At 60.2% G+C, this 20,411-nt stretch carries 21 protein-coding genes; 10 read left to right on the top strand and 11 right to left on the bottom strand.

Annotation, left to right across the window (positions count from 1 at the left end; translation table 11 throughout):
- Nucleotides 1-43 precede the first annotated feature (43 nt).
- A complete protein-coding gene (locus AC8GDA_RS01215) occupies nt 44-1,108 on the bottom strand; it encodes an AMP-binding protein (RefSeq protein ID WP_506556506.1) in 1,065 nt (354 codons plus the stop codon).
- A gap of 22 nt (nt 1,109-1,130) precedes the next feature.
- On the opposite strand from AC8GDA_RS01215, the gene queA reads away from it, so the two are divergent.
- A complete protein-coding gene (gene queA / locus AC8GDA_RS01210) occupies nt 1,131-2,255 on the top strand; it encodes a tRNA preQ1(34) S-adenosylmethionine ribosyltransferase-isomerase QueA (protein ID WP_506556505.1) in 1,125 nt (374 codons plus the stop codon).
- Between the two features lie 67 nt (nt 2,256-2,322).
- Here queA and tgt read toward each other — a convergent pair whose 3' ends face one another.
- The gene (gene tgt / locus AC8GDA_RS01205; protein ID WP_506556504.1) at nt 2,323-3,507 is read right to left on the bottom strand and encodes a tRNA guanosine(34) transglycosylase Tgt; all 1,185 of its coding nucleotides are present in this window, start codon (nt 3,505-3,507) and stop codon (nt 2,323-2,325) included.
- A gap of 86 nt (nt 3,508-3,593) precedes the next feature.
- Here tgt and yajC point away from each other — a divergent pair, with 86 nt between their 5' ends.
- The 3 genes from yajC to secF are packed head-to-tail and all read left to right on the top strand — an operon-like array spanning nt 3,594 to nt 6,740.
- Entirely contained in the window at nt 3,594-3,929 is a 336-nt protein-coding gene (gene yajC / locus AC8GDA_RS01200; protein WP_506556503.1) for a preprotein translocase subunit YajC, read from the top strand.
- A 15-nt stretch (nt 3,930-3,944) separates the two neighbouring features.
- A complete protein-coding gene (gene secD / locus AC8GDA_RS01195) occupies nt 3,945-5,795 on the top strand; it encodes a protein translocase subunit SecD (RefSeq protein WP_506556502.1) in 1,851 nt (616 codons plus the stop codon).
- 9 nt (nt 5,796-5,804) lie between these two features.
- The gene (gene secF / locus AC8GDA_RS01190; RefSeq protein ID WP_506556501.1) at nt 5,805-6,740 is read left to right on the top strand and encodes a protein translocase subunit SecF; all 936 of its coding nucleotides are present in this window, start codon (nt 5,805-5,807) and stop codon (nt 6,738-6,740) included.
- Nucleotides 6,741-6,775: 35 nt separating this feature from the next.
- On the opposite strand, the gene AC8GDA_RS01185 is transcribed toward secF, so the two are convergent.
- The 3 genes from AC8GDA_RS01185 to purB all read right to left on the bottom strand — a co-directional run bounded on the left by AC8GDA_RS01185 (nt 6,776) and on the right by purB (nt 8,961).
- Nucleotides 6,776-7,018 (bottom strand): type II toxin-antitoxin system RelE/ParE family toxin, encoded by a 243-nt coding sequence (locus AC8GDA_RS01185; protein WP_506556500.1) that lies wholly within the window; start codon nt 7,016-7,018, stop codon nt 6,776-6,778.
- Nucleotides 7,019-7,049: 31 nt separating this feature from the next.
- The gene (locus AC8GDA_RS01180; RefSeq protein ID WP_506556499.1) at nt 7,050-7,286 is read right to left on the bottom strand and encodes a CopG family ribbon-helix-helix protein; all 237 of its coding nucleotides are present in this window, start codon (nt 7,284-7,286) and stop codon (nt 7,050-7,052) included.
- Between the two features lie 283 nt (nt 7,287-7,569).
- Complete coding sequence (purB, locus tag AC8GDA_RS01175; protein ID WP_506556498.1) at nt 7,570-8,961, bottom strand: adenylosuccinate lyase; 1,392 nt, start codon at nt 8,959-8,961, stop codon at nt 7,570-7,572.
- Between the two features lie 81 nt (nt 8,962-9,042).
- Between purB and AC8GDA_RS01170 the strand changes: the two genes are divergently transcribed.
- The gene (locus tag AC8GDA_RS01170; protein ID WP_506556497.1) at nt 9,043-9,645 is read left to right on the top strand and encodes a glutathione S-transferase family protein; all 603 of its coding nucleotides are present in this window, start codon (nt 9,043-9,045) and stop codon (nt 9,643-9,645) included.
- A 70-nt stretch (nt 9,646-9,715) separates the two neighbouring features.
- Here the strand turns inward: AC8GDA_RS01170 and mnmA are convergent, their stop codons facing one another.
- Nucleotides 9,716-10,864, bottom strand: coding sequence for a tRNA 2-thiouridine(34) synthase MnmA (mnmA, locus tag AC8GDA_RS01165; RefSeq protein ID WP_506556496.1), 1,149 nt, complete (start codon nt 10,862-10,864; stop codon nt 9,716-9,718).
- Between the two features lie 75 nt (nt 10,865-10,939).
- Here mnmA and AC8GDA_RS01160 point away from each other — a divergent pair, with 75 nt between their 5' ends.
- The 4 genes from AC8GDA_RS01160 (at nt 10,940) to AC8GDA_RS01145 (ending at nt 15,050) form a co-directional block, all read left to right on the top strand.
- On the top strand, nt 10,940-12,061 hold the full coding sequence (locus AC8GDA_RS01160; protein WP_506556495.1) for a Re/Si-specific NAD(P)(+) transhydrogenase subunit alpha: 1,122 nt from the start codon (nt 10,940-10,942) through the stop codon (nt 12,059-12,061).
- A gap of 23 nt (nt 12,062-12,084) precedes the next feature.
- Nucleotides 12,085-12,408: an NAD(P) transhydrogenase subunit alpha part 2 gene (locus AC8GDA_RS01155; protein WP_506556494.1), complete on the top strand. Its 324-nt coding sequence runs from the start codon at nt 12,085-12,087 to the stop codon at nt 12,406-12,408.
- Nucleotides 12,409-13,863: an NAD(P)(+) transhydrogenase (Re/Si-specific) subunit beta gene (locus AC8GDA_RS01150; protein WP_506556493.1), complete on the top strand. Its 1,455-nt coding sequence runs from the start codon at nt 12,409-12,411 to the stop codon at nt 13,861-13,863. It abuts the gene before it with no gap.
- Nucleotides 13,864-14,081: 218 nt separating this feature from the next.
- Complete coding sequence (locus tag AC8GDA_RS01145) at nt 14,082-15,050, top strand: site-specific integrase (RefSeq protein ID WP_506556492.1); 969 nt, start codon at nt 14,082-14,084, stop codon at nt 15,048-15,050.
- Between the two features lie 122 nt (nt 15,051-15,172).
- Here AC8GDA_RS01145 and AC8GDA_RS01140 read toward each other — a convergent pair whose 3' ends face one another.
- From AC8GDA_RS01140 to AC8GDA_RS01130, 3 genes are all read right to left on the bottom strand, one after another.
- Nucleotides 15,173-16,267 (bottom strand): porin, encoded by a 1,095-nt coding sequence (locus AC8GDA_RS01140; RefSeq protein ID WP_506556491.1) that lies wholly within the window; start codon nt 16,265-16,267, stop codon nt 15,173-15,175.
- Between the two features lie 135 nt (nt 16,268-16,402).
- Nucleotides 16,403-16,783: an iron-sulfur cluster insertion protein ErpA gene (gene erpA, locus AC8GDA_RS01135; RefSeq protein WP_506556490.1), complete on the bottom strand. Its 381-nt coding sequence runs from the start codon at nt 16,781-16,783 to the stop codon at nt 16,403-16,405.
- Nucleotides 16,784-16,868: 85 nt separating this feature from the next.
- On the bottom strand, nt 16,869-18,032 hold the full coding sequence (locus AC8GDA_RS01130) for an ATP-binding protein (RefSeq protein ID WP_506556489.1): 1,164 nt from the start codon (nt 18,030-18,032) through the stop codon (nt 16,869-16,871).
- Nucleotides 18,033-18,148: 116 nt separating this feature from the next.
- Here AC8GDA_RS01130 and argC point away from each other — a divergent pair, with 116 nt between their 5' ends.
- Nucleotides 18,149-19,102 carry an N-acetyl-gamma-glutamyl-phosphate reductase gene (argC, locus tag AC8GDA_RS01125; protein WP_506556488.1) on the top strand — a complete coding sequence of 318 codons (954 nt, stop codon included), beginning with the start codon at nt 18,149-18,151 and terminating at the stop codon, nt 19,100-19,102.
- Between the two features lie 108 nt (nt 19,103-19,210).
- Here the strand turns inward: argC and rpsI are convergent, their stop codons facing one another.
- Together rpsI and rplM are read right to left on the bottom strand one after the other, a co-directional pair.
- Complete coding sequence (gene rpsI, locus AC8GDA_RS01120) at nt 19,211-19,603, bottom strand: 30S ribosomal protein S9 (RefSeq protein ID WP_506556487.1); 393 nt, start codon at nt 19,601-19,603, stop codon at nt 19,211-19,213.
- A gap of 23 nt (nt 19,604-19,626) precedes the next feature.
- Nucleotides 19,627-20,055 carry a 50S ribosomal protein L13 gene (rplM, locus tag AC8GDA_RS01115; protein ID WP_506556486.1) on the bottom strand — a complete coding sequence of 143 codons (429 nt, stop codon included), beginning with the start codon at nt 20,053-20,055 and terminating at the stop codon, nt 19,627-19,629.
- Nucleotides 20,056-20,411: the final 356 nt, after the last annotated feature.

Raw genomic sequence — 20,411 nt, 5'->3', positions numbered from 1 at the left:
GGGGAGATGCTCGTTCGACGGGCCGCGACCATGAACACCCGATTCACGTGTTTGCGCCCTCGAGGATCTCTCGCAGTGCTACAAAATTGGTCTTGCCAGCAGGCGTGATGGGCCATTCCTTTGCCGGGAGCGTAATCACCCGTCGCACGCCCGGAAAGCTTGGATCATGATCACGACATGCTGCGTTGACCTGCTCAGGCGAGGGTCCAAGCACTGGTACGGACCCACCTGCCCCAGCCTCACCGCTGCAGCGCGCCACCAGGCAACACACCCGGCCTTCGCTGTTGGCCAGCAGGGCCACGCGCGCCAGATCAAAGCGTTGCATCAAAGCCTGCTCGATGGGTTCAACCAAATGCTTCTCGCCCTTGACCACCAACTGCCGAGCGGCTCGGCCCAGCAGATGAAAGCGGCCACCATCAGCCCACCTCCCTAAATCACCGGTGCTCACCCATTCCTGCGGCGTTATGGTCATGGGGCTCCGCACCCAGATCTCTCCAATCTCACTGCTCTCGGCCTCGCCTCGAATGTCGAGCTCGACCGATGGAAACAGCACGAAGGGTGGTGCCTCAAGCCGCGCATACCCGATAAAACTCGTCTCTGCCGTGCCGTAGAAACTCAAAAGGCTCGCATTCGGAAAGACGGACTGCATCAGGCTCGTTGGGAACGAGGGCGAGACGGGGCCACCCCCAAGCAGCACCATCCGAACACTCAAAGCAGGCTGCGCATGCCGCTGCAACTGACGCGCGAAGGTGGTCACCAGTTCAGGCACACCGTAGAGCGCTGTGGGAGCCACTGCACTCCATTTCTGAAGGGCACTGGCCGACCGTGCAAAAATGTCGGAGGCCGAGAGGCCCACACACGGGGCTGCAAGCTGCGCAGCCCGGAAATGCGCATAGCCCCAAAGCGAGTGGCTTGGGCTGCCCAAGACCGCGAAGCGGTCCTGCGCCGAGAGGCCAAAGGCCTGCGCCTCCAGCTGCGCGCTGGTCACCCAGGTTTCAATCGGTCGGCTTAACTGCTTAGGGACGCCTGTGCTGCCTCCGGACTGCACATGCACCACACCCGTCTGGTTCGTCTCATGGTCAGGGCAAGGGGGCTGGTGTTGGCTCACTTGGGCTATTCTGCCAGCGCCCATGCATCAATTTCGCCTCTCTGACTTCGACTATCACCTGCCACCGGAGCTGATTGCTCAGTCACCGGCTGCAGAGCGCTCGGCCAGTCGCCTGCTGGTGGTGCCCGCTACCGCCACTGCGCCAAGCGCAGGCCGAATCATTGGATCAGTGGTGCCGGCCGAACCCGTTGGAGACACAGCAGAAAGTGCGGGCCTCAAGGACCTCCACTTCACCGACCTTCCAAGCCTTTTGCGGGCAGGCGACCTGCTTGTATTCAACGATTCCAAGGTCATCCCGGCCCGGCTGCACGCTGTGAAAGACACCGGTGGCGCCGTGGAGATTCTGGTCGAGCGAGTGCTGGATGCCACGACGGCCTTGGTCATGCTGCGGGCAAGCAAGAAGCCTGCAGCAGATTCCTCGTTGCTGCTAAAGAAGGCGTCGGTGCCCGACCATGCCGTGAGGGTGATTGGCCGAGACCCCGAGCACGACGATCGCTTCCGAGTGGACTTCAAAGCGCCCGTCTTTGAAGTGCTCGACTCACACGGCGAGTTGCCACTGCCGCCCTACATCACTCATGAGCCCACGGCGCAGGACAGCAGCCGCTATCAGACGGTCTATGCCCAGCATCCGGGCTCGGTGGCTGCACCCACCGCGGGCCTGCACTTTGACGAGGCCATGCTCGCGGCCCTCGAAAAGATGGGCGTGGAGACCACCCGCGTCACCCTGCATGTGGGTAGTGGCACCTTCTCGCCAGTGCGCTCGGAAAATCTCAATGAGCACCGCATGCACAGCGAGTGGTGCGCCATGACCCAAGAAACCGCCGAGAAGATCAGCCAAGCCAAAGCAGCCGGCCGGCGAATCATTGCGGTGGGCACCACTAGCCTGCGTACGCTCGAGTCTGCAGCCGCCAGAGGCCCCCAATTGCAGGCCGCCCAATGGGAGACAGACCTCTTCATCACCCCGGGCTATCAATTCCAAGCGGTGGATGCGCTGATCACCAACTTCCACCTTCCCAAGTCCACACTTCTCATGCTGGTGAGTGCCTTCGCGGGCTACGACCGCATCCAGGCGGCCTACGCCCATGCGATTGCGCAACGCTATCGGTTCTTCAGTTATGGCGACGCCATGTTCTTGGAGCGCAGCTAAGCAGAGAGGAACCAACGTGCAAGCCTCGTCAGAAGCATTGAAAGCGAGGCCCGCGCGCGGGCCCCAATCAAACCCCCACCTGCCGGTCCGCCAAGAACTGAGTTCTCCAGGCCTCGAAGCGCCCCTCCAGAATCGCTTGCCGCATCTCTCGCATGATCTGCAGGTAGAAGTAAAGGTTGTGCTGCGTGGCCAGGCTCGCGCCCAGCATTTCATCGATGCGCTGCAGATGATGTAGGTAAGCCCTCGTATAGGGCGGCCGGTCGTCCCCATGGGCCTGCGGGTTGCAGCTGGCACAGGTGCAGGTCGGGTCGATGGGGTTGAGGTCATCCTTAAAACGGGCATTGCGAATTTTTAAATCGCCCTGCCGCGTGAAGAGCCAGCCATTGCGAGCATTGCGGCTGGGCATCACGCAGTCAAACATGTCAATGCCGTTGGCCACACCTTCCACCAAGTCTTCCGGCGTGCCCACGCCCATGAGGTAGCGCGGCTGGTCCTGCGGCAGGTTAGGCGCGGTGTGGGCGAGGATGCGCAGCATGTCTTCCTTGGGCTCACCCACCGAGAGGCCGCCAATGGCATAGCCATCAAAGCCAGTCTCGACCAAGCCCTCGCGTGAGATATCCCGCAGGTCCTCCATCATGCCGCCCTGCACAATGCCAAAGAGGGCGTTGCGCTGGCCAGTTTGCCCAGCCTGCAGTTCGCCCGCCTGCCCGCCCTCATTGCCCCCGGCAAAGAACGCTTGCTTGCTGCGCCGGGCCCAGCGCATGGAGAGTTCCATGCTGGTGGCGGTCTCTTCCGGCGTGGCCGGGTAAGGCGTGCACTCATCAAAGACCATGGCGATGTCGGAGTTCAGAACCCGTTGAATGCGCATGGATTCCTCAGGCGAGAGAAAGAGCCGATCACCATTGATGGGCGACTGGAAAGCTACGCCCTCCTCGGAGATCTTGCGCAAATCGCCCAGCGACCAGACTTGAAAACCCCCCGAATCCGTGAGGATGGGCCGTTGCCAATTCATGAACCGGTGCAGGCCTTCGTGGGCTGCCATGACATCCAGCCCGGGCCGCAGCCACAGGTGGAAGGTGTTTCCCAGCACAATCTGCGCGCCCAGACGCTCGAGCATCTGCGGGGCCAGCCCTTTGACCGCCCCGTAGGTGCCCACGGGCATGAAAATTGGGGTCTCCACCACGCCGTGGGGTAGGTGCAGACGCCCCGCGCGGGCTTGGCCATCGGTGGCCTGGCGTTCGTAAAGCGGCATGGGGCCCTACTCTATACTCATGGTCTGAACGCACCAACCGGCTCAACCTGGTTGGCAAAGCCCCTTAACCACCCCGGAGTGTTGACGTGTTGATCTCCCCCGCATTCGCCCAGGCCGCACCCGCAGCCGGCCAAGATTCCCTGATGGGCTTTTTGCCGCTCATCCTGATGTTCGTGGTGCTGTATTTCTTGATGATTCGCCCCCAGATGAAGCGGGCGAAGGAGCACAAGATGCTCGTCGAAGGCCTGCAGAAGGGCGACGAGATCGTCACGGCGGCGGGCATTGTTGGCAAGGTGACGGACGTCGACACCAGCTACATCACACTCGAAGTGGCCGGCGGCGAGAAGGCTGTGCAGATGGTCATGCAGCGCCAGGCCGTGCAGACCCTGCTGCCCAAGGGCACCATCAAGACCATCACCTAAGACGCACACACCCGCATGAACCGCATCGCCTGGTGGCGGCTCGTCATCATGGGCCTGGCTCTGGCCTTTGGCCTGCTCTACAGCCTGCCCAACCTTTTTGGTGAGAACCCGGCCGTGCAGGTATCTACGGCGCGGGCCACCCTGAAGGTGGAGCCCCGTGTGGCCGACCAGGTCGAGGCTGCCCTGGAGGCCGCTGGCGTGGCCCACAAGGGCGTGGTCTGGGAGGCCAACAACACGGGCAATACCGTGCGCGCGCGCTTCGACAACACCGACCTGCAATTAAAGGCCAAAGACGCCATTGAGAAGGCGGTGAACGGGGGCGTCCCAAACGGGCCTTATGTGGTGGCACTGAACCTGGTGTCGGCCTCGCCCCAATGGCTCTCGGCCCTGCATGCCCTGCCCATGTACCTGGGGCTGGATCTGCGCGGCGGGGTGCATTTCCTTCTGGAAGTGGACATGAAGGCCGCCCTGGGCAAGCGGCTGGATGCCGTGGCGGGCGAGGCCCGCACCCTGCTGCGAGACAAGCGCATTCGGCACAACGGCATCAGCCGCAGTGGCGACCACGTGGATATTCTCTTTCGGGATGAGGCCAACCGCGCAGCGGCCGTGGAGCTCCTCACCAACACCTTGAGCGAGATGGCTTGGCAGCCCGCTGCCGCTGGAGCAGACCTCCTGCTGCGCGGCAGCCTTCAGCCTGCAGCAGCCACCGTTGTTCAAGAAACTGCTCTCAAGCAAAACATCAGCACCCTTTCCAACCGCATCAATGAGCTTGGGGTGGCCGAGCCCATCGTGCAGCAGCAGGGCGCAGACCGCATCGTTGTGCAACTGCCGGGCGTACAAGACACCGCCAAGGCCAAGGACATTCTCGGCCGCACTGCAACGCTTGAGATTCGGATGGTGGATGACAGCCCGGATGCCTTGAGTGCGCTCGAGGCTGGCCGGGTACCGGCAGGGCTTGAGGTCTACACCGAGCGCGGTGGCCTGCCCTTGATGCTGAAGAAAGATGTGATTCTCACGGGTGAGAACCTCACCGATGCCCAGGCAGGCTTCGATTCGCAGAATGCATCCGAGCCGGCCGTGCACCTCACGCTAGATGGCAAGGGCGCCCGCATCTTTCGAGATGTCACCCGCGAGAACATCGGCAATCGCATGGCCATTGTGCTGGTGGAAAAGGGCCAGGGCGAGGTCATCACCGCGCCGGTCATTCGGGGGGAAATTCCCGGTGGACGGGTGCAGATCTCTGGCCGCATGACGAGCATTGAGGCTGCCGAGACCGCCCTGCTGCTGCGGGCCGGTTCGCTTGCCGCGCCCATGGAAATCATTGAAGAGCGCCTCATTGGCCCAAGCCTTGGCGCAGACAACATTGCCAAGGGCTTTAACGCCACGCTCTGGGGCTTCGTGGTCATTGCCATCTTCATGGCGGTGTACTACTCCCTCTTTGGGGTGGTGTCGGTGCTGGCCCTCACGCTCAACCTGGTGCTTTTGTTTGCGCTGCTCTCGCTATTGCAGGCCACCCTCACCCTGCCCGGCATCGCTGCCATGGCCCTCACCCTGGGCATGGCCATCGATGCCAATGTCCTCATCAATGAGCGGGTGCGGGAAGAGATTCGCGAGGGCGCCACCCCGCAGGCGGCCATTGCCACCGGCTACGACAAGGCCTGGGCCACCATTCTGGATTCGAACATCACCACCCTCATTGCCGGCGTTGCGCTCTTGGTCTTTGGTTCGGGCCCCGTGCGCGGCTTTGCCGTGGTGCACGTGCTGGGCATCCTCACCTCCATGTTCTCGGCCGTGTTCTTCAGCCGAGGTTTGGTGAACCTCTATTACGGTGGGCGTAAGAAATTGGCCCGCCTCTCGGTGGGCTAGGAACAGGCCATGGAATTCTTCCGCCTCAAGCAGACCATTCCCTTCATGCGGCATGCGGTGGTCTTGAATGTGATCTCTGGTCTTATGTTTGTGGCGGCAGTCGTGTTCATCGCTGTGCGGGGGCTGGCCTTCAGCATCGAGTTCACCGGCGGCACCGTGGTGGAGGTGTCTTATGCCCAGGCCGCACCACTCGAGAAGGTGCGAGACGCCGTTCAGGCCATGGGCTATGCGGACGCCCAGGTGCAGAACTTTGGCAGTTCACGAGACCTGCTCATTCGGCTGCCCCTGCGAGGCGAAAACAGCAATGCTCAGGCCGAGGAGGTTTTTAACAGCCTCAAGGGTCTGGAGCCCAACAACCCCGTGGAATTGCGGCGGGTGGAGTTCGTGGGGCCGCAGGTGGGTGAGGAACTCGCCATTGATGGCGTAATTGCCCTGATCTTCGTGATTGTGGGCATCATGATTTATCTCGCCATTCGGTTTGAGTGGAAGTTCGCGGTGGCGGCGATTGTGGCGAACTTGCACGATGTGGTGATCATCCTTGGCTTTTTCGCAGCCTTCCAGTGGGAGTTTTCACTCTCAGTGCTCGCGGCCATTCTGGCGGTGCTGGGCTACTCCGTGAACGAGAGCGTGGTGGTCGCCGACCGAATTCGCGAGAACTTCCGCCGCATGCGCAAGGTAAGCGTGCAAGAGGTCATCGACAACGCCATCACCCGCACGATGAGCCGCACCATCATTACCCACGGCACCACCGAGACCATGGTGCTCGCCATGCTGATCTTCGGCGGCCCGGTGCTTCATGGTTTCGCCCTGGCGCTCACGATTGGCATCGTGTTCGGAATCTACTCATCCATCTTCGTGATGGCGCCGATCACCCTGTGGCTGGGCATCAAGCGCGAAGACTTGATCAAGCCGGTAAAGAGCAAAGATGAGGTGATTGTTCCGTAACGAGACACCTACAAGGTGAACTTAGGAAGAACAACTCAGAAGCTGCTGGGCCAGACACGCGAGCTGTGAAACACGTGAAGGATCTGGACCTCCTCACTCTTCACGCGATAAGGAATGATGTAGGGGTACTTGACCAACACCAGCTCGCGAGTGCTTGGCACTCGACCTGGGCGACCTGTTTGCGGGTGTTGCGCCAGCAGTTCTGCGTTGGCTATCACATGGCGGAAGAACTCTCGTGCCGCCTTGGGATTGTCTTTGGCGATGTAATCGTGGGCCACGATCAAGGCCTTGGTCGCCCTGGTCAGCCACCTAACCCGCATACTTCTTAACGATCTTGGCAAACTCCGTATCGCTCACGAAGTCACCCGCATCGGCATCTTTGATGGCTTGTTTGATCTCTTTGATCTGCCAGGCCTCCACTTCCAGATAGCGCTCGATCGCTTCGGCCGCAAGAAAAGACTTTGAGCGCTTGGTGGCTTCGGCTAGTTTATCCAGCTTGGTCTTTGTTTTGGCATCGACCCGTAAAGTAAGCACGGCACTTTCCATGAGCGGCTCCTCGAAAGATTTGGATGTATACATTGTATTAGTTTCTGCGCAAAACATTGAATGAGCAACACTAGAAGCAAGAGGAGGCTGTGCTTCCTCAGTTGAAGCTCAAACGCATCCTCACACCGATGGCCAGTCCGCTGGGGTCATCTCCCAGGCGTCGATCCACAGCTGGGCCCACGAGTCGCAAAGAATTTGCGTCGTTTCGAATGCGGTAGGCCAAGAGGTAGGCATCGGCTGTGTCGTTGCACCGTATCTCTTGCCGTGAGCCGCGCACCAAACGTTAGCGATCGTTTTGGGAAGGCTGTGTCAGCTCGTACCTTGCCAGGCCCGTGGCATCTCCGATGTAGGTGGCCGGGGTGAGTGCCAGGAGTGCCTGGGCCGCCTGCGATGGAAGCCCAAGCCCCTGGATAAAGGCTTGAATCCGCTCCTGCGTCATCCCCTGCCCACGCGTCAACTCCTTCAGCTGCTCATAGGGCTCGGGCAACCCATAGCGCCGCATCACCGACTGAATCGGCTCCGCGAGCACCTCCCAGGCGTTCTCGAGGTCTTCATTTAGTCGAGCGGGGTTTACCTCGAGCTTGTTCATCCCCCTCAAGCACGCATCGAAGGCCAGGAGGGAGTGTCCGAGTGCAACCCCTAAATTCCTAAGCACGGTGGAGTCTGTGAGATCTCGCTGCCAGCGGCTGATGGGAAGCTTCTCGGAGAGATGCCCAAGCAGGGCGTTGGCCAAGCCCAAGTTGCCCTCCGCATTCTCAAAGTCGATGGGGTTGACCTTGTGCGGCATGGTGGACGAGCCCACCTCGCCCGCCTTAAGCTTTTGCTTGAAGTAGCCAAGAGACACATAACCCCAGGTGTCTCGGCAGTAATCGATGAGGATGGTGTTGATGCGCGCCAAGGCATCGCAGTACTCGGCGATCCAGTCATGGGGCTCAATCTGAATGGTCATCGGGTTGAAGGTGAGGCCCAGGCCCTCCGCCACCTTCCTGGAGAACGCTGGCCAGTCCACCTCCGGGGCCGCGGCCATGTGCGCGTTGTAGTTGCCCACGGCCCCGTTCATCTTGGCCAGCGGCGTAACCGCCAGGAACTTGTCTCGGGCGCCCCGCAGCCGAGCCCGAACGTTTGCCAATTCCTTGCCCAGGGTGGTGGGGGATGCCGTCTGCCCATGGGTGCGTGAGAGCATGGGCTGGTCTGCCGTGGTCTCAATCATCTGGGCCAACTTGTCGATGAGCGCCTGTATGGCTGGCCGCAACACCTGCTCGCGTGCTTCCCGAAGCATGAGGGCATGGGAGGTGTTGTTGATGTCTTCTGAGGTGCAGCAGAAATGAATGAACTCGGTCGCCTTCACGAGCTCCTCAGACCCACTCGCAGTGGCCTTCTCCTTCAAGAAGTACTCCACCGCCTTCACATCGTGGTTGGTCACAGCCTCGATCGCCTTGATGCGGGCCGCGTCTTCGAGCGAAAAGGCATCCACCCAACCCTGCAACGCCTCTCTTGCAGCTGTGGAAAAAGCCGGCAATTCGGCCATGCCGAGGTCGGAGAGGCCAACGAGCCAAGCCACCTCCACCTGCACCCGCCGGTGCATGAAACCGGCTTCTGAGAGCAGGGGGCGGAGGGGGTCTAAACGGCTCGCGTAGCGGCCATCCAGGGGGGAAAGGGCGTGCAAGGAATCCATCACCAAATGTTACACGCCAGCATGGATTTGCCCCGAGGCCGGGCGGTATACTTCGGCCTCCTAAATGTTTTCCCGCCGCCCATGAAAATCATCGGTTCCATCACCAGCCCATACGCCCGCAAGGTGCGCATTGTGGCCATTGAGAAAAAGCTGGAGTGCGAGTTTGTGAAAGAAGATGTCTGGTCGCCAGACACCAAGATCGCCCAGCAAAACCCCTTGGGGAAGATTCCGGCCCTGGTGCTCGATGACGGCGTGGTCTTCGATTCCCGAGTGATCGTGGAGTACCTAGACTCCCGGGCGCCCACCATTCGGCTCATTCCACAGGGCAACCGGGAACGAACAGCGGTGCGCACCCTGGAGGCCCTCGCGGATGGCCTGTGCGACGCTGCCATTGCGATCATGCTCGAGAAGAAGTTCCACCCCCCCGAGGCCGTGAGCCAGGAATGGCTCAACCGCCAAGCCGCCAAAGTGGACGGCGCACTCGCCATGATGAGCCAGACGCTCGGCAAGAGCCCCTGGATGAATGACAAAGGCTTTTCATTGGCAGACATTGCCTGCGGCGTGGCGCTGGGCTACCTGGAGCTGCGATTTCCCGAGAATACCTGGAAGCAGGCCTACCCCAACCTGCTGGACTTCTACACCCGCATGATGGAGCGGCCCTCGTTCCAGACGACCAAGGCGTAGTCTAGGCAGTTCTCCCGCCCTAAAAAACCCCGTCCGTGAGGCGGGGCGATCCCAACTCCGCCGAGTCCGATCAAGTCACCCCGGTCGCCCGCTCAATAATCCCCCCGCCCAGGCACACCTCCCCGTCGTAAGCCACGACCGACTGCCCAGGCGTCACCGCCCACTGGGGTGCGTCGAAGGCCACCTCAAACCCACTCCCTTTTGCGCCCAAGAATCGCCCCGCTGCATCCGGCTGCCGATACCGCGTCTTGAAGCCCATCGCCTGGCCGGGCTGGGGCGCACGACCACTCACCCAGCAGGCGTCTGTTGTGGCGAGCCCCTTGGCCATGAGCAAGGGGTGGTCATGATCCTGGGTGACCACCAGAGTATTGGCTGAGAGGTCTTTTTGGGCCACAAACCAGCCCTGGCCCTCTGCGCTCTGAAAGCCCTTTTTCTTTATGCCCCCAATGCCCAGCCCCTTGCGCTGCCCCAGGGTGTAGAACGCAAGGCCCTGGTGCCGACCCACGTTGAGCCCTTCGGTCGTGACAATCGGCCCGGGCTGGGTTGGCAGGTATTGGTTCAGAAAAGCCCGGAATGGCCGCTCGCCAATGAAACAAATGCCGGTGGAGTCCTTCTTCTTGGCATTGGGCAGGCCAATCTCTGTGGCGATCCGGCGAACCTCCGTCTTGCGCAGGTCCCCAACGGGAAAGATGACCCGCTGAAGCTGGTCATGGGTGAGGCGGTGCAAAAAGTAGCTCTGGTCCTTGGCTGGGTCGATCCCCCGCAAAAGCTGCACCTCACCGCCCTCTAATCGCCGCACGCGGGCGTAATGACCCGTGGCGATGGCATCGGCCCCCTGGGCCACGGCGTGGTCCAAAAAGGCCTTGAACTTGATTTCGGCATTGCACAAGACATCTGGATTGGGGGTGCGGCCGGCCGCGTATTCCCGAAGGAACTCGGCAAAAACACGGTCTTTGTATTCCGCAGCAAAATTCACGGCCTGCAATTCAATGCCGAGGGTGTCGGCCACGGCCGCAGCATCGAGAAAGTCTTGCCGGGTCGAGCAGTACTCGTCCTGGTCGTCGTCTTCCCAGTTCTTCATGAAGATGCCGATCACCCGGTGGCCCTGTTCTTTCAGCAGCCAGGCACTCACGGCAGAGTCAACCCCGCCTGACAACCCCACCACCACGGTGGATGGACTCCTTCGGGGTTTTGGGGCTTGGGGTATACGCGGAGTCATATATGATGACAGTTTAGAGAAGTCCACCAAGCCGCGCCGACAGCGGCACGAAAAGAACAACGGAGGAACAAGCGAATGCGCATTGGCATTCCCAAGGAGACTTTTCCCGGCGAAACCCGTGTGGCCGCCTCGCCCGAGACTGTGAAAAAGTTGGTGGGCCAGGGCCACAGTGTGGTGGTCGCCAAAGGCGCTGGCACCGCCGCCGCCATGCTCGATGCCGCCTACACCGAGGCCGGTGCACAGCTGGCAGACCAGGCCGCAGCACTGGGCGCTGAGATGGTGCTCAAGGTGCGCTTCCCCACCGATGCCGAGCTTGGCCACATGAGCAAGGGGGCCACGCTGGTGGGCATGCTCAATCCGTTCGACCGCGCTGGGCTCGAGAAACTCGCCGCTGCAGGCCTCACCGCCTTTGCCATGGAGGCCGCGCCGCGCACCACCCGGGCACAGTCGCTCGATGTGCTCTCTTCGCAAGCCAACCTGGCGGGCTACAAGGCCGTGATGCTTGCAGCCGATGCCTACCCCCGCATCTTCCCCATGCTCATGACGGCAGCCGGCACCGTAAAGGCCGCCCGCATGGTCATCCTGGGTGCTGGTGTGGCCGGCCTTCAGGCCATTGCCACGGCCAAGCGCCTGGGCGCTGTGATCGAAGCATCCGATGTGCGCCCGGCTGTGAAGGAACAAATTGAATCCCTCGGGGCCAAGTTCATCGACGTGCCCTACGAGACGGACGAAGAGCGCGAGATCGCAAAGGGCGAAGGCGGTTATGCCAAGCCCATGCCCGAGTCTTGGATGAAGCGGCAGGCCGCTGAAGTGGCCAAGCGCGTCGCCCAGGCGGATGTCGTCATCTCCACCGCGCTGATCCCCGGCCGAAAGGCGCCCGTGCTTATCACTGAGGACATGGTGGCCAGCATGAAGGCGGGCTCGGTCATTGTGGACATGGCTGTGGAGCAGGGCGGCAACTGCCCGCTCTCCAAGCTCAATGAAATGGTCGTCACGGCCAATGGTGTGCGCATTGTGGGCCAGCCCAACCTGGCGGCCCTCGTGGCCACCGACGCATCGGCCCTCTATGCCCGCAACCTGCTCGACTTCCTCAAGCTCATCGTCACCAAAGAGGGCGCGCTCACCGTGCCGATGGATGACGACATCGTGGTGGCCACCCTGGTGGCCCGCGATGGCCAAGTGACCCGGGCCGCCTGATCGGCGCCCCTTCGGAGACCACCATGGATGTGATCAACCCCACCCTCACCAACCTCATTATTTTTGTGCTCGCCATCTATGTGGGCTACCACGTGGTCTGGAATGTCACTCCCGCTCTGCATACGCCGCTCATGGCAGTGACCAATGCCATTTCTGCCATTGTGATTGTGGGTGCCATGATGGCGGCCGCGCTCACCGAGACCACCCTGGGCATGACCATGGGCGTGCTGGCCGTGGCCTTGGCCGCCGTGAATGTGTTTGGTGGCTTCTTGGTCACCCGACGGATGCTGGAGATGTTCAAAAAGAAAGAGAAAAAAGCGCCCGCAGGCGAGAAGGAGGCTGCTTAAATGTTTAGCCTCTCGATGAACACGGTCACGCTGCTCTACCTGGTGGCCTCGGTCTGCTTCATTCAGGCCTTAAAGGGCCTGTCCCACCCCACCACCTCCATTCGGGGCAACGTTTTTGGCATGACCGGCATGGCCATTGCCGTGGTCACCACCCTCGGACTCATTGGCACCATGGCCCAAACCCTCCAGGGCGGCAGTGGCCAGCTTGGCACGGGCCTGGCGCTCCTCATCGGCGGGCTTGTCGTGGGTGGTGTAATCGGCACCACCATGGCCAAGCGCGTGGAGATGACCAAGATGCCGGAGTTGGTCGCCTTCATGCACTCGATGATTGGTTTGTCGGCGGTGTTCATCGCTGTGGCGGCGGTGGCCGAGCCCCATGCACTCAACATCACCACCAAGGGTGAGCCCATTCCCTTGGGCAACCGCCTGGAGCTCTTCTTGGGCGCAGCCATTGGCGCCATCACCTTCAGTGGGTCGGTGATTGCCTTCGGAAAGCTCTCGGGCTCCTACAAGTTCCGGCTATTTCAGGGGGCTCCCGTGGTCTTCCCGGGGCAGCACATGGTGAATCTGGTGCTGGGCATCATCGCCGTGGCGCTCGGCTTGGTCTTCATGTTCACGCAGAGCTGGGAAGCCTTTTTCCTGATGCTCGCTCTCTCCTTCGTGCTGGGCGTGCTCATCATCATTCCCATCGGCGGTGCAGACATGCCGGTGGTGGTGTCCATGCTCAACAGCTATTCAGGCTGGGCGGCCGCGGGCATTGGATTCTCACTTGGGAACAGCATGCTCATCATTGCGGGCTCGCTGGTGGGTTCCAGTGGCGCGATTCTGTCCTACATCATGTGTAAGGCCATGAACCGCAGCTTCTTCAACGTGATTCTGGGTGGCTTTGGTGGCGAGGCTACCACGGCGGCCGCGGGCGATCAGCCCCAGCGGCCCGTCAAGAGTGGCTCCCCAGATGATGCTGCCTTCCTCATGGCCAATGCTGATTCCGTAGTCATTGTGCCGGGTTATGGTCTGGCCGTGGCCCGCGCCCAGCATGCCCTGAAAGAACTCACCGAGAAGCTCATCGAGAAGGGCATCACGGTGCGCTATGCCATTCACCCTGTGGCCGGTCGTATGCCGGGCCATATGAACGTGCTGCTTGCGGAGGCCGAGGTTCCTTACGACCAGGTCTTTGAGATGGAGGACATCAACTCCGACTTTGGCCAGACGGACGTGGTCCTGGTGCTCGGGGCCAACGATGTGGTGAACCCTGCCGCGCGCACGCCAGGCAGCGCCATCTACGGCATGCCCATCTTGGAGGCTTACAAGGCTGCCACAGTCATTGTGAACAAGCGCTCCATGGCCTCTGGCTATGCAGGCCTGGACAACGAACTCTTCTACATGGACAAGACCATGATGGTCTTTGGCGATGCTAAGAAGGTGGTGGAGGACATGGTGAAGGCGGTGGAGTAGTCGCTGGTTTATGTTTATGTTCATGTGCTTTCTGTTGAGGAGGGAAGCACATGTGGATTACACACCCGGCTATTGATGCGGCAAACGACGCCGCGCTGGTTGAAGTTCATGGTCCTGCCAAGGTTACCCCGCGGCAACGGTCTCCCTTAGCGAGTCAGCCCCCTCACGTTTCCGCGAATCCGCGTGGCGAAGGCTTTGGTAAGGCCATTGACCTGCTCTTGGCATACGAGAGCGCCCGCTTGGCCAGGGGTGAAATCACCCAGCAGTCCTTCCAGATCACGAGTCAGCGTGCCAGGGGCGAGATCGCCGCCCATTTCAAGAATACCCCCATCCAGCGCATCGACCGCTCTGCCATAGAGCGCTTCGTGGGCCATCTGTCGGCCAAGGGGGTCCGAGCCTCCACCATCAAGGCCTACCTGGTGGTGTTGCGCAAACTATTGACCCGCTGCCTGCACCAGGAGCGGATCGATCGGGTGCCCGCATTCCCCACCGTCAAGGCACCCACCAATCCCAGGGGGCACTTTACGGTGGTGGAGTACCTGCGGCTGCTGCGGGCAGCCAAGCAGTTGAGATCTGGCTACACGGAGCCACCCACTCGGGCGGCAAGCCACCGCAGCACACGGGGCGGGATCTTCACAGCCACTGAGGGGGTGCCCTGGGAGATGACCTGGCTCATCGGGTTCATGGTCAACAGCTTCGTGCGGCCCGTGGACGCCAAGGTGATCCAGCATAAGCACGTGGAGATCGTGCGTGGGGATCGCTGCTACCTGAGGCTAAGACTGCCCGAGACCAAGCGCCACAGCGCTCAGATCATCACCATGCCTGCGGCCGTGCACATCTATGAGCGGTTACGAGATCATCACCATAAAAGTGCATTGGCCGGCCCAGACGACTACCTGTTCCTGCCCAGGGTCACTGATCGTGGGGCTGCCATCTGGCTGATGGACCGCTACTTTGGCAAGATCTTGGATGCTATGGGGCTTCGACTGGGGGCTCGAGGGCAGCGGCGCACGCTCTATAGCCTGCGGCACTCCTCCATCACGTTTCGGCTGCTGTACGGCGAGGGCATCGATCTCTTGACCTTGGCTCGCAATGCCAGGACCAGCCCGGAGATAGTGGATAAGTTCTACGCTTCGGAGTTGTCAGCGGAGATGAATATCAACCTGCTTCACAGCAGGCGGAGTTGACTGGTATTGACTTGCTCATCTTGCGAGGTAGGTGAGTTTGCCAGTGAGATAAAGAAAACCCCCGCCTTGCGGGCGGGGGTTTTGGCTTCCAAGATCACACAGCCACGGGGGCTGCAGAGAAACTAGAAGGAGTGACGGATACCAACTGCGAACGCAGAGGGATCAGTGTTTACAGCGCTTGCGCTCCCGGTACCACGCATGGAATAACCAGCGTTAGCACCTTTGTTGTCGAGGTCACTGTAGGCCGCATAGGCGGTGGTGCGCTTGGAGAGGGCTTTGGTCACCGCGAGGGTATAGCCAGTGGCCTTCTCATTGGCACCGTTAGCCTTGGCGGTCTGGTAGACGCCATGCAAGGCCAAGCCGTTGCCCATGGGAACGGCGGCTGAGAGCAGATTGTACTCATGCTCAACCGTCGAACTCGGTTCAGCCTCAACACGGGCAAAGCCAACGGAGACGACTCCAGCGTTGTAGGAGACGCCGAGGGCCGTGAGTTTACGGTCGAAGGTCGGGCCGTCCTCACTGTCACCTTGCGTGCGGCCAACCGCCACTAAGAGAGGACCGTTCCGATAATCAACTCGAACGCCCATCTGAGACTCTTGAGTTGCTGCGTTAGCGCCTTGAGCCTTTGATGCAACTCCGGAGCTCTCAGCGGCGATTAGGTGGCGCGGCTTATAACCAAACTCAACTGTCACGCCGTTGAAGCTCGGTGTAATGAAGTTGATGCCATTTGCGTTATCGTTGCCGAGGCCATCTCCATTCCCTGTGGCGTTGGTGATGTCGCCAGCGTCCGCCTGTGTAAACATCGCTCCGAGGTTTCCTGCCTGGGAGACCGCATCGTCGATGTTGGTGGTTCCCAGATCCATCCACCCAAGCTGTACCTTACCAAAACCACCTTCGAGCTCAACATAAGTGGCACGAGTCCAACGCTGGTATCTAGCGGTGCTTGCAGAGCCAGTACCTTGCTGCAATCCTCCCTCGATCACGAAGTTGGCTTTCAGCCCACCACCGAGGTCCTCTGAACCGCGGAATCCGAGGCGCTGAGTGGCGAGCAGACTCTGAAAGTTTGTCACGGTGGAGGGCTCGACCGTTGCCGAGGCCGTCGCGCCGTTGTCCTGCACGCCGAAGGCTTGGTCAATGACGCCGTACACCGTGACCTGTGCAGCAGCAGGCACTGCAACCGCAGCGGCCACGGCCGCAGCAATAAGATGCTTCTTCATTCAATGTTCTCCTAAAACATTGAATGAGAGGCACATGCACTACTTTCGCGTTACTACCGCCTCCGGTTCGGGGCGCTGCCTTGCTCGGCCAGATGAGGAAACGTGCTTAACTCAGGCCGATAAATCTTTTGAGTTTTAAACCGAAAAACTAGACCCGCACCCGCATGTGGTTGTTGCGTTGGGGTTCTTAATGACGAACTGAGCGCCCTCGAGGTCTTCTTTGTAGTCGATCTCTGCCCCCACCAGGTACTGGTAGCTCATGCTGTCGATCAGTAGTTGAACACCATTCTTGTCCATCACGGTGTCATCCTCGTTCACGGCCTCATCGAAGGTGAAGCCATACTGAAAACCCGAGCATCCGCCGCCCTGCACGAAGACCCGCAGCTTAAGTTCGGGATTGCCCTCCTCGTCGATGAGCGCCTTCACCTTGCCGGCCGCAGAGTCTGTAAAGACCAAAGGTGCGGGCATGGCCGATGCATCAGGCACGAGGGATTCTGTTTGGACGGACGCGTTCATGGCGGATTCCTAGTAGGTATTCAACTTCCCTGAATTCTGCTCTCGTGGCGGTCCGACCGCAAGGGAGACCCTTGTGGCTGCCAAACTATGTAAACGATTCGACCAAATCCCGAAGCCCCATGACCTCGATGTCCTCAGCCAGCCACCACCGCTCGTGCCCGGGGGTGACGACCACCTTCCGTTTGGGCTGAAGATCTGAACACGCTAGATGGAACCCTTTGGTGAGTTTTGGCGCCGTGGCCCGCTTTACCTCAATGGCCCAGCGCTCACCACTTGGCAACTCTGCCAAAAGGTCGATTTCTGCCCCCGCACTGGTTCGATAGAAGAACAATCGCCCACGATCACCCAGGCACTGGGCAACAGTCTCGCTCACGAAAGCTTCCCAGCTCCCACCCACGACCGGGTTAGACAGGAGCGATTCCATTGTCTCAATGCCGAGCAAGCCATGGAGAAGGCCCGAGTCACGAATATAAGTTTTCGGAGTTTTAACCAGGCGTTTACCTACATTGCCGTGCCAAGCCGGGATCTGCCGAAGAAGCATGAGGTCCGTCAACAGAGACATGTGGTGTTTGACCGTTCTCTGGTCCACTCCAAGGCTGCGGCTAAGAGCTGCCACGTTCACCTGCGTTGCTTGCTGGTGGGCCAGCATGACCCAGAGGCTGCGCAGATCCGCAGTAGAGATGCGGGGGGCAAACTGAGAGACATCCCGCTCCAAGTAGCTGCGAATGAAGCTTCGTCGCCAAGCCAAGCTGGTCTCGTCGCTTGAGGCAAGAAAACTATCCGGGAAACCGCCTCGCAGCCAGAGCTTGTCAATGTCGCTGTGTTCGAGTTCTTGGCACTGAAGCGGGCACAACTGGGCGTATAGGATTCGCCCCGCCAGCGTCTCCCCAGCTTGTTTGAGTAGGTCCAGAGAGGCTGAACCAAGCATCAAGTACTGACCAGCTTTACGCCCTTCTCTTTTAGCCTCGTCGATCAAGCCCCTGAGTTCAGGAAAAAGAGCGGGCTTGCGGTGCACTTCGTCAATGACAACAAGCCGACGCCTCTGCTGGCTCAAGAACAGCCGAGCGTTGGCGAGTTTGGCCTGGTCAAGTTCCGACTCCATGTCGAGGTAAAGGTGGTCTGGATCAAATGTGTGGGCAACTTCCAGCGCCAGGGTAGTCTTGCCGACCTGACGCGGCCCAAGCAAGGCGACCGCTGGGAACTGCTGAAGCCCTTGTAAGACGGTATGGAAGGCTTTACGTGGAATCATGCTTGTAATTATGGAATCACAATGTTATTTTTTCAAGGATAAATGTGATGGTGCTCCGCCGTGCCCATCGGTGGCGGCATTGGTGAGCCGCGTTTAGCCACTGTTATGCTCCCCCCATGACCACCAAGCACCTTGTCTACGTGGACGGCCAGGAGGGCACCACGGGCCTGAGGATTCACAGCATGCTCGCTGGCCGTGCGGACCTGGAGGTGCTCAGCATCGATCCAGACAAGCGAAAAGACCCTGCCGAGCGTGCACGACTCTTGAACGAGGCCGACGTCTCCTTCCTGTGCCTGCCAGATGATGCCGCCCGGGAGGCTGCATCCCTGGTCACCAATCCAAAGGCCCGATTGATTGACGCCAGCACCGCCCACCGTACACACCCGCAATGGGCCTATGGCCTACCAGAGCTAGCGCTTGGGCACCGCAAACTCATTGCACAGAGCAGGCGTGTGTCGAACCCCGGCTGCCATGCCACAGCCTTCATTCTGCTGGTTCGCCCGTTGATGGATGCGGGTCTATTACCGCCCGATCTCACGCTGAGTGCAACCTCGATCACGGGCTACTCGGGTGGGGGTAATAAGATGATCGAGGCCTATGAGGCTGGCGGCGATGCCGAACTGGATGCGCCCCGCCCCTATGCCCTGGGGCTTGCGCACAAGCACCTGCCGGAGATGACGCTACACAGCCACTTGAATGCCACGCCAGTTTTCATGCCCATCGTTGGCCCTTTCCTCCAAGGGCTCACCGTGAGCATTCCGCTGGACCTTACCGTGCTGGGTTCCGCGATGTCTGGAGAATCTCTGCACAAGGGTCTGGCCGAGCACTACGAACACGAGACGTTTGTTCGGGTCATGCCCCTGCGAGACCCTGAGACGCTCGCCCACGGGTTTTTTGACACCCAGCGTTGCAATGGCACCAATCGGGCAGATCTCTTTGTCTTCGCCAATGAGAAGCAGGCGATTCTAATGGCCTGCCTGGACAACCTGGGCAAGGGTGCAAGTGGCGCTGCTGTGCAGAACATGAACCTTATGCTGGGCTGCGAGGAGATGGCTGGGCTCTCGGTCTAACACCCGGGTTACCGCCGCTGCAATGCGGCCAGCCCAAATAAAAAACCCCGGCTGGAGCGCTCGAGCCGGGGTTCTCTCTGGAGTTAGAAGACCCTCCAGAAATGGCGCTTAGCGCTTTGAGAACTGCTTGCGCTTGCGCGCCTTGTGCAAACCGACCTTCTTGCGCTCGACTTCCCGGGCATCACGCGTCACCAGGCCAGCCTTGGATAGCACAGGCTTCAAGGTTTCATCGTAATCCACAAGGGCGCGGGTGAGGCCATGGCGAACAGCGCCTGCCTGGCCCGTCTCGCCACCGCCTTGCACATTGACCATGATGTCGAACGTGGCGAGATGATTCGTGAGGTTCAACGGTTGGCGCACCATCATGCGGCCCGTCTCACGCGCAAAGTACTCATCGAGCGGCTTGCCGTTGACAACAAAGTTGCCCTTGCCAGCCTTGATAAACACGCGGGCCACCGAACTCTTGCGGCGCCCCGTTCCATAGTTGTATTCACCGACCATTGTGTGGGTATCCTTTTGTTCGGTTAGATGGAGAGCACTTTGGGCTGCTGGGCCGAGTGCGGATGGGTGTCGCCTGCGTAGACCTTGAGCTTCTTGATCATGGCGTAGCCAAGCGGTCCCTTGGGCAGCATGCCCTTCACGGCGATCTCGAGCGCCCGCCCCGGGAATTTGTCCTGCATCTTCCCGAAGTTGGTCTCGTAAATGCCGCCGGGGTAGCCCGAGTGACGAAAGTATTTCTTATCGGTGGCCTTGGCACCCGTCACGCGCAGCTTGTCTGCATTGACCACAACGATGTAATCGCCGGTGTCGACGTGGGGGGTGAATTCAGGCTTGTGTTTGCCGCGAAGGCGAGAGGCAATTTCGGATGCGAGCCGACCGAGCACCTTGTCGGTGGCGTCGACCACAAACCAATCGTGCACGACATCGTGCGCCTTGGCTGAGAACGTCTTCATGCTTTCCTTTCCTGGGATTGGCCCAGACCTTGTGGTTGTTGTTTTGGCGGCCAAGGGCCGACATAACTACGTAAGTATGGGGTTTTTCTGGATGTTTTGCCAGAGAAACGTTGAGCAGACCCATGACAAAAGGCGCCGCCAGCTTTACGGGCTTCTTTAAGACCGAGTTTCTGTGTTGCGGTGCGGCGCCCCGCATGTTGCAAACACACAACAATGGAGCCTTTGTATGGCTTTCTAGCAGGCTTTCGGCGTTGCTCTGTCGGCCAAGAGTCTGAATACTTGAGCCACGTGCACAAGTGCGTCGTCTTGCGTCTATGACGCCAGACGTACAAATCAACCTCTTAGGAGAACATTGA

It is taken from the genome of Hahnella aquatica (SeqCode) (genome assembly GCF_965194505.1).
GTDB lineage: Bacteria > Pseudomonadota > Gammaproteobacteria > Burkholderiales > Burkholderiaceae_A > Hahnella > Hahnella aquatica.
This window is presented reverse-complemented; position numbering and strand designations above follow the sequence as displayed.

What these genes read in the sequence shown, in the direction of transcription:
- AC8GDA_RS01170 (WP_506556497.1), top strand. Translation starts at nt 9,043, where the DNA reads ATGAAAATCATCGGTTCCATCACCAGCCCATACGCCCGCAAGGTGCGC.
- AC8GDA_RS01180 (WP_506556499.1), bottom strand. Translation starts at nt 7,286, where the DNA reads ATGGAAAGTGCCGTGCTTACTTTACGGGTCGATGCCAAAACAAAGACC.
- AC8GDA_RS01130 (WP_506556489.1), bottom strand. Translation starts at nt 18,032, where the DNA reads ATGATTCCACGTAAAGCCTTCCATACCGTCTTACAAGGGCTTCAGCAG.
- purB (WP_506556498.1), bottom strand. Translation starts at nt 8,961, where the DNA reads ATGGATTCCTTGCACGCCCTTTCCCCCCTGGATGGCCGCTACGCGAGC.
- queA (WP_506556505.1), top strand. Translation starts at nt 1,131, where the DNA reads ATGCATCAATTTCGCCTCTCTGACTTCGACTATCACCTGCCACCGGAG.
- secD (WP_506556502.1), top strand. Translation starts at nt 3,945, where the DNA reads ATGAACCGCATCGCCTGGTGGCGGCTCGTCATCATGGGCCTGGCTCTG.
- rplM (WP_506556486.1), bottom strand. Translation starts at nt 20,055, where the DNA reads ATGAAGACGTTCTCAGCCAAGGCGCACGATGTCGTGCACGATTGGTTT.
- argC (WP_506556488.1), top strand. Translation starts at nt 18,149, where the DNA reads ATGACCACCAAGCACCTTGTCTACGTGGACGGCCAGGAGGGCACCACG.
- mnmA (WP_506556496.1), bottom strand. Translation starts at nt 10,864, where the DNA reads ATGACTCCGCGTATACCCCAAGCCCCAAAACCCCGAAGGAGTCCATCC.
- AC8GDA_RS01150 (WP_506556493.1), top strand. Translation starts at nt 12,409, where the DNA reads ATGTTTAGCCTCTCGATGAACACGGTCACGCTGCTCTACCTGGTGGCC.
- AC8GDA_RS01140 (WP_506556491.1), bottom strand. Translation starts at nt 16,267, where the DNA reads ATGAAGAAGCATCTTATTGCTGCGGCCGTGGCCGCTGCGGTTGCAGTG.
- AC8GDA_RS01155 (WP_506556494.1), top strand. Translation starts at nt 12,085, where the DNA reads ATGGATGTGATCAACCCCACCCTCACCAACCTCATTATTTTTGTGCTC.
- secF (WP_506556501.1), top strand. Translation starts at nt 5,805, where the DNA reads ATGGAATTCTTCCGCCTCAAGCAGACCATTCCCTTCATGCGGCATGCG.
- rpsI (WP_506556487.1), bottom strand. Translation starts at nt 19,603, where the DNA reads ATGGTCGGTGAATACAACTATGGAACGGGGCGCCGCAAGAGTTCGGTG.
- erpA (WP_506556490.1), bottom strand. Translation starts at nt 16,783, where the DNA reads ATGAACGCGTCCGTCCAAACAGAATCCCTCGTGCCTGATGCATCGGCC.
- AC8GDA_RS01160 (WP_506556495.1), top strand. Translation starts at nt 10,940, where the DNA reads ATGCGCATTGGCATTCCCAAGGAGACTTTTCCCGGCGAAACCCGTGTG.
- tgt (WP_506556504.1), bottom strand. Translation starts at nt 3,507, where the DNA reads ATGCCGCTTTACGAACGCCAGGCCACCGATGGCCAAGCCCGCGCGGGG.